At 58.4% G+C, this 12,772-nt stretch carries 10 protein-coding genes and 1 pseudogene; 8 read left to right on the forward strand and 3 right to left on the reverse strand.

The window, feature by feature from the left end; all coding sequences use genetic code 11:
* Window positions 1–161: 161 nt before the first annotated feature.
* The 8 genes from ASF90_RS17060 (at window position 162) to ASF90_RS17080 (ending at window position 9,612) form a co-directional block, all read left to right on the forward strand.
* Complete coding sequence (locus ASF90_RS17060) at window positions 162–4,007, forward strand: LamG domain-containing protein (protein ID WP_236699298.1); 3,846 nt, start codon at window positions 162–164, stop codon at window positions 4,005–4,007.
* Window positions 4,008–4,829: 822 nt separating this feature from the next.
* Window positions 4,830–5,153, forward strand: a complete 324-nt coding sequence (locus ASF90_RS23600; protein WP_153066095.1) for a hypothetical protein — start codon at window positions 4,830–4,832, stop codon at window positions 5,151–5,153.
* Between the two features lie 70 nt (window positions 5,154–5,223).
* The gene (locus tag ASF90_RS17065; protein WP_153066096.1) at window positions 5,224–6,063 is read left to right on the forward strand and encodes a hypothetical protein; all 840 of its coding nucleotides are present in this window, start codon (window positions 5,224–5,226) and stop codon (window positions 6,061–6,063) included.
* Between the two features lie 57 nt (window positions 6,064–6,120).
* Entirely contained in the window at window positions 6,121–6,684 is a 564-nt protein-coding gene (locus ASF90_RS17070; RefSeq protein WP_055852930.1) for a hypothetical protein, read from the forward strand.
* 375 nt (window positions 6,685–7,059) lie between these two features.
* Window positions 7,060–7,305: a hypothetical protein gene (locus ASF90_RS23605; protein ID WP_153066203.1), complete on the forward strand. Its 246-nt coding sequence runs from the start codon at window positions 7,060–7,062 to the stop codon at window positions 7,303–7,305.
* A 328-nt stretch (window positions 7,306–7,633) separates the two neighbouring features.
* Entirely contained in the window at window positions 7,634–8,269 is a 636-nt protein-coding gene (locus ASF90_RS23610) for a hypothetical protein (protein ID WP_153066507.1), read from the forward strand.
* Window positions 8,270–8,611: 342 nt separating this feature from the next.
* On the forward strand, window positions 8,612–8,995 hold the full coding sequence (locus ASF90_RS17075) for a SymE family type I addiction module toxin (protein WP_055852932.1): 384 nt from the start codon (window positions 8,612–8,614) through the stop codon (window positions 8,993–8,995).
* 110 nt (window positions 8,996–9,105) lie between these two features.
* Window positions 9,106–9,612, forward strand: coding sequence for a hypothetical protein (locus tag ASF90_RS17080; RefSeq protein WP_055852934.1), 507 nt, complete (start codon window positions 9,106–9,108; stop codon window positions 9,610–9,612).
* A 43-nt stretch (window positions 9,613–9,655) separates the two neighbouring features.
* On the opposite strand, the gene ASF90_RS24325 is transcribed toward ASF90_RS17080, so the two are convergent.
* The 3 genes and pseudogenes from ASF90_RS24325 to ASF90_RS24335 all read right to left on the reverse strand — a co-directional run.
* Window positions 9,656–9,997 carry a hemagglutinin repeat-containing protein gene (locus ASF90_RS24325; RefSeq protein ID WP_193552575.1) on the reverse strand — a complete coding sequence of 114 codons (342 nt, stop codon included), beginning with the start codon at window positions 9,995–9,997 and terminating at the stop codon, window positions 9,656–9,658.
* Window positions 9,886–11,091: hemagglutinin repeat-containing protein (locus ASF90_RS24330; RefSeq protein WP_236699299.1), on the reverse strand; the 1,206-nt coding region annotated here is incomplete at its 5' end. The genes ASF90_RS24330 and ASF90_RS24325, both read right to left, overlap by 112 nt.
* A 1-nt stretch (window position 11,092) precedes the next feature.
* Window positions 11,093–12,742 (reverse strand): annotated as a pseudogene (locus ASF90_RS24335) (hemagglutinin repeat-containing protein); the annotation flags it as partial.
* Window positions 12,743–12,772: the final 30 nt, after the last annotated feature.

Raw genomic sequence — 12,772 nt, forward strand, 5'->3', positions numbered from 1 at the left:
CAGCACCCAGGCACGGCATGTACTCTCGTACGTGCCGGCCCGCGTGCTCGCCGCCAAGCGTGCGCCGCGTGCTGCGTTGTGGTGGCACGTTGCAGTGTCTGTCGCGCATGCGGTGCGGCAGTGGTTTTGAAAGAGACGAGGTGCGTGTGCTGAAGGTTTGGATGGGTTTGTTGTGTTTGATCGCGCTGCCGGTGAGTGCGGCCACCCCCACGGCCCCGGAGTTGCTGTTCCGGGTCTCGGCCGATCGCAGCCTGGAGGCCGATGTGGCCCGCGGCGATCGCGTCCCCAACTTCCGCGACAAGATCACGCTGGTGCCCACCGGCAAACGCGGCAATGCCATCGAATGGGCCGACGACGGCGTGCTGTCGTGGAATGCGCCCGGCAACCTCTACACCCAGCGCGGCACGCTCGGCTTCTTCTGGCGTTCGCGTTACCCGGTCGGCGAAGCGCCGTTCGTGATCTTCCGCGTCGGCTACGCCGACCACACCAGCTGGGACATGGCCTGGCTGCGTATCGACTGGAATGGCCACGGCTTCGATGCCTTCGTCACCGATGCCAACCTCGCGCGCACCCGCGTCTCCTTCAAGCTGGATAAAAACCCCAGCGCCAGCGCGTGGACCCACATCGCCTTTGCCTGGGACGAAACCCGCGGCGTGCGCCTGTATGTGGACGGCAAAGAGGCCGCACGCGTGGACTGCGGTGCACCCTGCACCAACGGCGGTGCGCTCGATTACGACGCCGCACTCGACCAGTTCGGCCTCGCCGGCCGCGTCATGTCGCCGCATCAGGTACAAAGCCGCTACAACTTTTTGCGCGGCAGCGATTTTGACGAGATCCGCATCTACGACCGCATGCTCGATGCCAACGGCGCCGCCGCACTGGCGCGCCTGCAAGAGCCCACCACCGCCGAGCCGCCCACCCAGGCCGCGCAAAGCGCCGCCTTCCTGCATCGCTTCGGTTGGGACAACGGCCACGCGCCGCCCGTGCTGGACGCACCGGTCACCAGCATCCGCAAGGTGGAATTCACCGACGCGCGCGACCTCAAGCAATGGATGTGGAAGGCCACCGACGGCATCGCCGAAACCACCTGGCCAGGCGTCTACAACCGCTCGCGTCTGCCCGGCCGTAACGATTACTTCCAGCTGCCCGACTGGAACACCTACGTCGAAGGCGGCAAGGCACTGGACCTCACTCTGCCGGACGAGCCGGTCAACCGCATCGAGCTGCGCGGCGCCGCCTACGGCCAGGCCACCTATGTCACGCCCAATGCACCAGCGCAGCCGCTGTTCGAGCGCAAGCAAGGCGTGGTGCGCAGCGTGGACCAGTTCGCGCCACACCGTGGCGGCACGCTGCGCTTTGCCAATACCGCGCAGGAAACCCCTATCCAGGAACTCTGGGCCTACAACGTGCAACCGGGTGAGGTGCCCAAAGGCAGCGCGCAACTCAGCTACACCGTGCGCAGCGATATCCAGCCCGACTACGACAACCTCGCCCCGCTGCGCGAGTACATCGCCGGCCGCTACCCGCCGAGCGAGCGCCAGACTGTGGTCGCGCTGCCCACCAAGGCACCGGCACGCAAGCGCCCCAGCGACAAGGCCGCAGCAGGCGCGCAGCAGCCCATCGTGCACATCCTGGTGCCGTCCAGCCTGGGCGACCCGCCGCCGGACCAGGCACTGATGCGCAGCTGGTCGTACGGCTGGGAAAACATGCACGACGGCCTGGACGGCATTGCCATCACCCTGCCGGTGTTGAACCTGCCGGCCACCCACAACGGCAGCATCCCGCTCAACATCCGCATCAAAGATCCCATCTGGCCCGCACGCGACATGATCGATGTCTCGGTCGCGGTCACCCCCGGCCAGCCGCGCACCCTGTGGCTGGACCTGCGCGACCGCATCCTGAGCAACGACAGCCTGATGCTCAGCATCGCCGCCGCCGCGCCCGGCTTCGATGCCAACGCACTCGACGGCACCCAGTTGCAGCTGGTGTTCAAACCACGCGCCGAGGCCATCACAGAGCACGTCGCCGACCGCTTCAATCAGGTCAAGGACAACTGGGGCTTTTTGGTCGAAGAACACACCACTTCCAAGCGCCAACTGCTCTACAAGCGACTGGACGCCGACATCACCGACCTGCTGCGCGTGGACCCGAACAACGCCCTAGGCCGCCAGTACTGGAATGACATCAGCTACGCCAACCAGGGCACGCTGCCTGTCGAGATGCCTCCAGTGCCCAAGGGCGTGCCCGCCTGGGCGTTCTGGCAGCTGCAAGACCTCAGCGCCACGCGTCGCTACATCCGCTGGTGGATCGAGCAGCGCCAGGTGGCGTACGGCGATTTCGGCGGCGGCATCTCCGACGATTCCGACCTGGTGCAGCAATGGCCCGGCGTCGCCCTGATGGGCGTGGACCCGGACATCCTCAACGCCTCCATGCTCGCCTTGTCCGATGCCAACTATCGCAACGGCATGTTCACCAACGGCCTGTCCACCATCGAAACCGACGAGCTGCATTCCTACGAGGAGGGCATCAACCTCAACAGCGCCCTGCTGTATCTCAACTGGGGCGACCCGCGCACCGTCGAGCGCCTGATGGAAACGGTGAAAGCCTTCGACACCATCATCCAGGTCAACCCGCAAGGCCACCTGTTGTTCGCCAGTAACTGGTTCGGCGGCCGTAAGGTCTACCGCGAGCCCAACTGGCAATGGCAAAAACCGTACTCGTTTCCTGTCGTGCACCCGGCCATCATCCTGGGCGGCTTTAATGCCGACCCCAACAGCCGCCGCATCGTCACCGGGCTGGCGGACGGCTATCTCGCCCACGCCTATACCAACGCCAAGGGCAACTGGGCCCTGCCCAACGAGATCAACTGGCAGACCGGCAAAACCCGCGGCGGTGAACTGTTCGAAGGCAGCGGCGGCGCCGACACCTTGCACACCTTCTGGGCCGCTTACCGCTTCACCGGCGACGAGCGTTATCTCAAACCGATCAACTACCGCGTCGCCAACAGCGGCCCCAATGGCCTGTCGCTGCTCAACGAAAACTTCCTCGACGTCATGGGTAAGCGCAGCGACTGGAGCAGCAAGCTGCTGGATGCCGCAAACAAAGAAGACGGCAGCGCCCCGGACTTCCCGCATCACGTCGCCTGGGAGCAAACCGGCAACCTCGATTATCTCGCCAGCACTTACCGCAGCGAGGCCAGAGAGAAACTGCAGAACTTCTACATGAACACCGAAGGCCACTGGTGGAGCGACCGCGTGGAATCCCCCACCGTCAACCTGCAACGCGCCCGCCTGGGCGGCGTCGCCCTCAAACGCAACCAAACCTATCCCGGCCACACCGTCAGCTGGCGCTTCGCCGATCCAGAAGCCGCCACCCAAGTCGCCATCGCCATCCCCGCACCGCAGCAAGACCGCTTCACCGTCATCGCCTACAACACCTCCAGTAAACCTCAGCGCGCCAGCATGACCGGCTGGAACGTCGCCCCGGGCCAATGGCGCATTACCCAAGGCGTGGACCGTGATGGCGACGGCAAGCTCGACGGTGCAGGTGCCACGCGTGAAGTGGCGTTCGAAAAAAGCGCTTCCATCGACATCGACTTCCCCGCAGCCCGCACCACCATCCTGCAGCTCGAACGCATCGCAGCCACCACCCCGGTCGAACTGCGCCCGGACCTGGGCATCGGGCATGGCGATGTACGCGTGACTGCAGACGCCATCGAAGTGACCGTGCACAGCCTCGGCCACGCCGACGCACCAGCCGGGTTTGTGGTGTTGGAGGATGCGCGTGGCAAGGAGCTGGCAAGAGCGGCTTTCCCGGCACTCGCCGCACCACGCAATCTGCAGCCAATCACCACTCAGGTGCGCCTGCCGCTAACCAACGCCACAAACCTAAAAGCCGCACAACTACGCGTCATCACCGATGGCAACGTCGCAGAGATTACCGACCTCAACAATACGCTGCCTCTACCAACCCCAACCACAGCACCAACGACAAAAAACAGCCCATAACCAACTCACCAATCCCTTCTCCCGCACGCGGGAGAAGGTGCCCGAAGGGCGGATGAGGGCAAAGCCGACAAAGCCAACGACCACTCGCGCAAGCGCATTGACGCAACCTAAAAACTCGGCGAGGATCGATGCACGCAGTACGTAATGCAGCCGCAAAGCCACACATTTCTTCAGGGGGAAGAAACAATGTTGAGCAAGGCATGGGGCATCGTGGCACTGGCTTTGGCCGCATTGGGGATGCGGCATAACACCTGGCGTCAGAGGGACATAGCCGGAAAGCGGTGAGCTTCCAACGCTCGTAGCGATTGACTACGATCAGGGAGCCGGCGAGCGTCGTGTTACGCCGCGCTTAGGCGGTCCGATAGTAGTTAGCGCTCAATAGGGAATTGAATCAATGAGTGATGGCCCCAATAGTGTATGGTCGCGCGGACTCCAGCACGCATCCGATCTTCTCATACGCCGTGGAACTGCAATGGGCCCTCTGGTGCCAACGCTATTCCTAGTCCCCCTACTCTTAGCCGGCGTTTACCTACTAAGAAGCGTTGTCTGGCTTGCGATACTTCTGGCGTTTACAGCAGTCGGCATTATCTTCGAGTACTTCCGACAGTACTCAATTTTCGCCAAGAATGATCCAGACCGATTGCAATCGGAAGAGTATCGGTACGAGATGACAAAGATTCAGGTTGTTGCTGGTAAAGGCTTGCCTCAGCCAGTGCCACTAGAAGATCTAAATCTTTCTGATCCAACTACTAATCCCATTAATCCGATGCCGTCAGTCGATAGCGTCGTAATAGAGAGCAAAACCATTCGAGGAGGTGACGTGTGAAGGCTTTCCTCCTTAGCTTTTCCGCGCTTCTTAATGCTAACCATGTCCATGCAGTGCTCAACAGTTCAAACGCAGTGGACACATGGGTGTCGCCCTTTCCTTTCTCAGCTATTGTTGTTTCACGGCTAACCGCGATAGAACTTGGGGCTGTTTTTCACAGCCACTTCGGCGATACGCTTTTCATGCTGGTCGAAGCAACAGCGTGGAATACTTCAGGCTGGCTACCACCAGAGTTTTGGGAGTACGTAAACAACCCGCAGGCAGCTTGGTCAAAAAACGTATTTAAGCTACCCGCATTGGGCGATCAAGCAGCGCGCTAACAACTCATTCAAGCCGGAGTTGCTTCGCAACTCGGCTTAACTCAAGCGTTAGCTCTCTAAGGAGATGTCTGTGCGTTTTTCAGAAAGGCAGGGGTTCGTGGCGCCGCGAGATGCGCTGCAACTGGAATCGATGGATGAAGGATTACGTACGTCGCTTTGGAACGTCGTTCAAGAAGTTGTATGGAGCAGCCATGAGTCCCGCTCCAGCTATTCGTACACAACGCACTCCAACCTTTATGAGCTGATCAGGCTGTACTGGCGCGACTACTTTAAGATCCCCACGAATGATATTCCCGAGTACATCCACAGAACGGTAGATGCTGTTCGAACCGTATTCTTTGAGTTCGAATGGTACGAAGTCTATGACTTCATCGAGTTCACGTCGTCGATTCTCGGAAAGAGCCGCCCGCGCTTCATTCGTGCGTGTAATGAAGTTCTCGAGCGTGAAATGTCAGGCTATCGCCTGGTTGACACGCAAATCGTTCCAATCAGCTCATCAAGCGAACTTGAGGCCATTGAGGAGGCTATCGGAATCACTAGTGGCCTTGCTGGTGCTAATACACACCTTAAGCGAGCTCTTGAGCTACTCAGTGATCGCAAGAGCCCTGATTACCGAAACTCCATAAAAGAGTCCATTAGCGCCGTTGAGGCGGTAGCGCAGGCAGTTACTGGCGACCAGAGCGCGACGCTCGGTGCAGCGCTTAAGGAGATATCGGCCAAGGCGCCGATGCATCCCGCATTAAACAAAAGTCTGTCATCGCTTTACGGGTACACATCGGACTCTGACGGAATCAGGCATGCGCTGTTAGAAGAATCAGGCCTTGATTTTGTCGATGCCAAGTTTATGCTCACTGCCTGTGCGGCGTTCGTCAACTATATGCTAGGCAAATCCGCGCAAGCAGAGAGCTAACAGTTCATTCAAGCCGACGCCGCTTCGCGGCACGGCTTAAGCCAGGCGTTAGCCCCTATGATAAATCCTCGCCAGCACATAGAACGGACACTTGAGACTTTCCCGGCTTTCTTTCTTGTCAGCATGTTCTTTTGTGTGCTCATTGAGTACGGACCTGAAATCGCCAAGAAGGACATCGCTGCTGCGATCATGGAACCTCTTGGGACATCAGCCGTCATTCTGCTATTCATAGCTTGCACTGCTGTTACTGGCTTCACTCTCTTGATACTAGGATCGGTAGATAGCAGATCGACTTCCAAGAAAGTTTCAGCAGTGCGCATCTTAGTGGAGCGTCCAGCAGCTTTTGTCGTTGACCTGATCGGTCCCATGTTCGCGGTTGTTTCAGCCGTGATCATCGCCTGCCTATTGTTCGGCTATTGGAGCCATGTACCAGGGCTTCTTTGCGCGCTCTTCTACCTGTTTGTATTTGCGGCACTCAATATTGGACTTGTAGCTCTGACCCATGCATCTTTCCTTGGGAAGATCGATGCAAAAGTTGCTGGTGGCCGTCTAGCCGGCATTTTTCTGATCCTATCTTCCATGGCTATTTTTTACTGGATGCTTCCACTACGAGGGGGCTAACAATTCGTTCAAGCCGAAGTCGCTTCGCGGCTCCAGAAGAACGGAGTCAGGTTCACTTAGCCAACCTGAGCCCGCTTCTTCATCATTGGCGGCCACGAAGAGCCTCGGAGAAAAGTAATTAATTCAATCAGATCAAGAATTAACCTAAGATCTTTTTCTTACCATAACTTCAAATCCAGGTCGCTTTGTTGTGAAGTTAACGAGGTATTAAATTCAATGAAATTAATAGTATCGTCAGTGGTTGCGATATCTCTCATCTGCAGTTCTGGTTGTGCTTTCACTTGCTCAATTCCTGGGTCAACTCCACCGATCAGAGACACCGAAGCGGACCAAGCCCGTCGGGCGGACCTAATAGTTGTAGGGAAGGTTATTGAGATGCAGAAAGCACCAGATCTAGAACCAAAAGGCTATGCATATCGCTTGAAAATTAGCGTTGAGCGGTGGGTCAAGGGCAATGGAGCTAGAACGTTAGATATAATAGACACCACTGGAACGGGCTGTGATCAAGTATTTGGCATCAATCATATTGTAATGCAGCCACATCCTCTCTCATCCAGTTGGAAAATCTATCTCAGCAATTGGCATGGAAAAATGTACGTTGGTAATGCGGTTGAACTCTGACAACTAGTCGGAGAGGCACGTGGCAGGCAGGGATGCGCTGATGGTCTTTAGTAGCAAGGTCACAAATCAGGGGTCAGGTTCACTTTAGAGGAAAAACGGGGTCAGGTTCACTTTAGAAGTCAGGCTTACCCATTTTCTGTAAAAGTCATGCCATCTGTGACGCATATAAAATATGGAGTCGTAGCTAAGAATGTCTGAGCAAACGAAGTCTATTGGAGCGGGCTCGAAGTATGCTTATATCTCTAGCTTGTACTTCGTGGCAGTAGGGGTTCTATACCTATGGGGTTACTGGCCCACATTCAATGTTAACATTCTCGAATATGCTGGCTTGACCGACGTCATCAAGACTGCCGCATACCCAATTGCATCCCTGTTTGTCTTTTTTGTGTTAGGCGCCGTGATGGGAGAGTTTTTGGCTTACGGAGATTTGCTTCCCCCAGGGGGAGGAGTAAACACCGCGACGGGACGATTTCTTCGAAATTTTGCTCCCTTGCTGATTGTGGCCTATCTCTCAATGACGCTATTATTATTTTTATTTGGGCCAGATGAAAAGTGGCGGATACTTCCAGTGCTTGTGGGACTTCCACTTTATCTGCTGGGACTTCGATTTGAGGTGCTTTCAGACCTCGTCTCGCATAAGAATATACGATCGATATTTATTTTTGTTTTGTCTGTACTCCCTTTTTTTGCATACGGGCACGGCAAGCTACGGGCGCTCGGAGTCTTGTCTGGAGAGGAGTATTCTTTCACGCCGAGCCAAGTCGGAAGTGTGCCTGCTGGTGTCGAGCCAATTGGAAAAAGGCCGCGTTACCTCGGCGTGGCCGGAGGTAATGTCTTCTTTTACATTCCCGAACACCGCTCGACAATAGTGGTAGCGATAAGTGAGTTGAAAGTTCTGGAGCTTCGCAAGCAAGTGAGATCTTCACCGTCGCGAGAGCCTAAACGTACAGCCACCGAGAAATAAGCGGCTAGGGAGTTCTTATGCTTCTTCAATGTCTGCGGGGCTGTCAGTGGATACCAACCCATAGCTTGAATCCTAATGGTTGACATCCCAACAAACCCGCAGCAATCTCTACCACAAGGAGCGTAGAAACTCCTCTAAGAGCGGTACCCACCTCCGTCAAACCGGTGGTTTTTTTGTGCCTGCAGCGTCTTGCGGGCACAACCGACGCGATGCCTGCGTCGGGAGGGCGGCTAATAGAACACCCTTCGGGGAAATACGCCCGCCGACTCTTAGCGGTTTCTAACCTCCCGACATCCCGTCGCCACTCGGCGGCGGGGCCTGTTCGTCAAGGAGGGCTTTGCCATGCGTCGATCCACGTCCCGTCCCAAGCCAGCGCGCAAGCGCGCCACGGTACCGCCACCCACCGAGATCGGGTGGCACTCGCTCGACCCCTCGATCACCCCGCGGCCCTACCTCGAACGCACCCCGATCCCCGATCCCCCCCCCGATCCCAGCAAGCCGCGTCGCCCAGGCCACCCGCGTGCCCCGCAACACTGCACCGTCGGCTACGGCTATTACCCCGCCAGCCACCAACGCATCCCCACCCTGCGCCTACGTGGCCGCTGGCTGGAACAACTCGGCTTCACCATCGGCAGCAAACTCCACATCCGCATGCGCAACGGCGAGCTAGTCGTCAGCGTGTTCGATGAGGATGAGCAAGATATGGAAGCAAGTGACGCCCGATGATTGACTATCGCGAGTGCCCATCCGAGGATTGCCTGATGTCGTGTTCGTACGGCTTGTAGCAATCAATTGCCAAAGATCGCAATAACACACGGCTTAATCGGGGAATTTGGATGGAAACTAGGCTGTCGGCGTGTGATTTCTATCTTGTTGTTTCGATGGTAGATCTTGTCACTTGGGTTGGAAGCGGCGAACGAGATTTTTCCGTCAACAGCCAACTTAAAAAAGCAATACAAGAGCTCGGGATTAAAGTCGATTTCGCTGGCCTCTACATAGAATATTTCGATCGCACTAAGGTCGGAACTGGGGATGTCTACTTCTATCAAAAAGAAGAAAGCCATGCCGTTTTCGCTATAGACCTATACAAAGAGTTGACTGATCAACTAGACATTGTTCAGATTGCTATATTATGTGATAGAAGCATTGCTGCGAAGGTAAGAGCGAAGTTGCGAGAATTTTTCGATAATGCGTCGTGCAAAATTTCTTTTGAAGAGGCGCACTTCTCATCCCGGGCGCGCGATCTGGTTGATTTCGAAAAGTACCCACGTCTGATGGCCGATTCGGGCTACAGGAAAAATATCTTAAGGAACATAGGTGTCTTCGTAGGGTCTGTATGTTGAAGACAGCGCCATTTCTGAAAAATTTGCTGCTTAGTTGTGCCGGTCAAACCGAGATATGCCTGCCTTGAGAAGGCTGGTGACAACATCTTCCAAGAAATCGACAAACGGGGCCAGGTTCACTTCTCGAGATCACTCGGCTAAATAAGGGCTTGCTCTGTTCGGTGTTGCTGGAGTTGCCTGCCTCCAGCACCAGGTCGCGTGCCGAGTTCAGGCTCAGGGTATCGCCGGCCTTGAGGTTGCCCTGCACGATATGCAGGTCGCCCTCGGTGGTCTTCAGGCGCACATTGCCACCACCGGTGATGGTGGAGCCCGCGAGCTCTGGCTGCTGCTGTTGAAGCTGCTCTCGTTTGTGGCGAAGCCCACGCCGGCTTCCACGCTGAGCAATGAACCACTCTGAACCGCTTTCGCTGTCTCGTACGCATTCGCCGCTGCCGCCATACCCAGCATCGCACCCAACCGTCCTTCGGACTTGCGCGCATCGTCCACGTTGTTGATCAGATCGATCAGYGGSGAYTTGATGCGCGCGAACGCGCCGATCTTCAGGTCGTCGTCCTTCTGCGAGGCGGAGCTGCTCTGGTTGGCGGTCAGCAACTGGATCGAGGCCGCGGTGATGTCCACGTCCTTGGCYGCGACCACGTTGCTGGCCGACTGSGTRTACGTGCCGCCTGCGGTCAGGCTCACATTRCCGCCCAGGCTGCCGACAGTGCTGGCCACCTGCGAGACCTGGGCGTTGTCGTCGAAGTGGTTCTTCTTGTTGTAGCCGGCAAARCGCTCGGTGTCGGARATGACCACCGTGCCGATGCCCTTGCTGGTGGACTGATTGGTATTTCCCAGGATGTCCTGGCCACTTTGGATGGTCAGATCGCCCGCCGCGCGCAGGCTCACATTGCCCTGCGCGGCAATGTTGCTTGCCGTCAGGGTGATGTCGCCTTGGGTAGTGGTCAGGCTGGCATTGCCGCCCACCGACAATTGCGTACCGGTGATGGTGTCGGTCTGGCCATTGCCGGTGCCTTGCTGGTTGTAGTTGCCGTACGGCAAGCCGGCGGCATTGTTGAAGCCCCAGCCCTTGCCRTTACTRGCGTTRCCACTGGACTGGGTGTTGTGCGCGACATCGAACACGATGTCCTTGCTGGCGAGCAGCAGCGCATTGCCCTCCGCAGACATTTGCGTGCCCTGGCTGGTGATCGAGCCATCGCTGGCGAGCAGGGTCAGGTTGCCGCCGGCCGCCAACTGGCTGACGCGCGCGTCGCTGGTGCTCTCGTTTTGCGATGCATTGGAGCGGTGGCTGCTGGCCTGGATCACCACCGGGGTGATGGCGGCCATGGTGCCGGCCGCTGCGCCTTCGGCATCACGACTGACCTTGCTCATGGTCGAGCCGGTATCGACCATGTTCTTGGTGGTCGAATCGCGTGCGCTGCGGTACGAGGCACCCGGGTCGTAGGTCACGCCCACCGAGAATCCGCTGGATTTACTCGACTGNTCGGTTGATGGCCGCAGCGGCACTGGCGAAAACGCTGACGCGCGCGTCGCTGGTGCTCTCGTTTTGCGATGCATTGGAGCGGTGGCTGCTGGCCTGGATCACCACCGGGGTGATGGCGGCCATGGTGCCGGCCGCTGCGCCTTCGGCATCACGACTGAYCTTGCTCATGGTCGAGCCGGTATCGACCATGTTCTTGGTGGTCGAATCGCGTGCGCTGCGGTACGAGGCACCCGGGTCGTAGGTCACGCCCACCGAGAATCCGCTGGATTTACTCGACTGGCTGGATTGCGACTCGACCGTGTCCTGGCGTGCCAGCAGGGCGATGTCCTTGGCTGCCAGCGTCAGGTCCTTGCCGGCACCGATGTCCGAGGCGGCAATGGTCAGTTGGTTGCCCGCGCTGATGACGAGATTGCCGTCCGTTGAACCGACCGAAGAGGCAACTTGGGTGACCGAGCGTGTGGACTGCTGGCTGTCGCTGCTGGACTTCGAATAGCCGACGCTTGCCACGCCACCACCAGAGCTGCCGGTCAAACCGGACTTCTTCTGGCGAACACTGTGCGCTTCGCTGCTGGTGTCCTGCGCCGACTCGATGGTGACATTGTTGCCTGCAGCCAGACGCACGTTGTCCTGCGCAAGCACTGTCGAACCCACCACGGCAAGGTCGTTGCCGGCCACCATGTTGACGGACTTGCCGCTGAGCGATGAGCCCACCGCAAGACTGTCGTGCCATTCGTCGTGGGTGGTGGTCTTTTCGTTGGAGAAGGTGCTCTTCTTGCGCGTTTCCTTATCCACCACCGCATCATGCTGCTCCTGCGTGGCGAGTAGCTTGATGTCGTTGCCGGCCGCAAGCGCGATGCCGCCGGTCTGGCTGGCCGCTGCCTCCTTATCCACCACCGCATCATGCTGCTCCTGCGTGGCGAGTAGCTTGATGTCGTTGCCGGCCGCAAGCGCGATGCCGCCGGTCTGGCTGGCCGCTGCGGTGGAGGCCAGGGTGAGGTCGCGGCCGGCCTGCATGACGATATCGCCGCCGGCACCGAGCTGGGTGCCGCGCACGGTTTCGTCGTAGGTCGAGGTGGCCAGCGAGTTGCTCTTGGTGACCGTGCTGCGATCGCGCGAGCTGCTGTCCACGGCCGCGACGCTGTTGATGTCGCGCCCGGCCTGCAGAGCCAGGGTTTTGCCGGCGCCGACTTGCGCGGCGGTGAGAGTGAGATCGTTGCCTGCCGCCAGCACCACGCTGCCCGCGCCCTGCACGGTGGTGCCGAGGTGGGTGATCTCGCTGCTGCGCTGGAAGTTACGGCCGTTGGCGGTGGTGTCGGTGGTGTTGGAGAGCGTCTGCGTGGTGAGGTTGAGGTTGTTGCCTGCTACCAGTTGGGTGACGCCGTCGGTGCCGGCGTTGCGAATCTGCGCGGCCTGCAGGTTAACGTCGCGGCCAGCCACCACCGACAACACGCCGTTGCCGTTGGCACCGGTGACATACAGGCCGGCCACGCGCTCGAGCTGGGTGGTGCTGTACTGGTGATAGCCGCCGCCGCTGAGTGTTTCCACAGTGGAGGCAACGGTGATGTCGCCGACCGCCTGCACGCTCAGCGCATCCACTGCACTGACGCTGGCGCCTTCGATACGGATGTCGCTGGCCGAGCGCAGCCCCACCTGGTCGCCGCTGATGCTGCCGCCCAGGTG

It is taken from the genome of Xanthomonas sp. Leaf148 (assembly GCF_001423585.1).
Taxonomy (GTDB): domain Bacteria; phylum Pseudomonadota; class Gammaproteobacteria; order Xanthomonadales; family Xanthomonadaceae; genus Xanthomonas.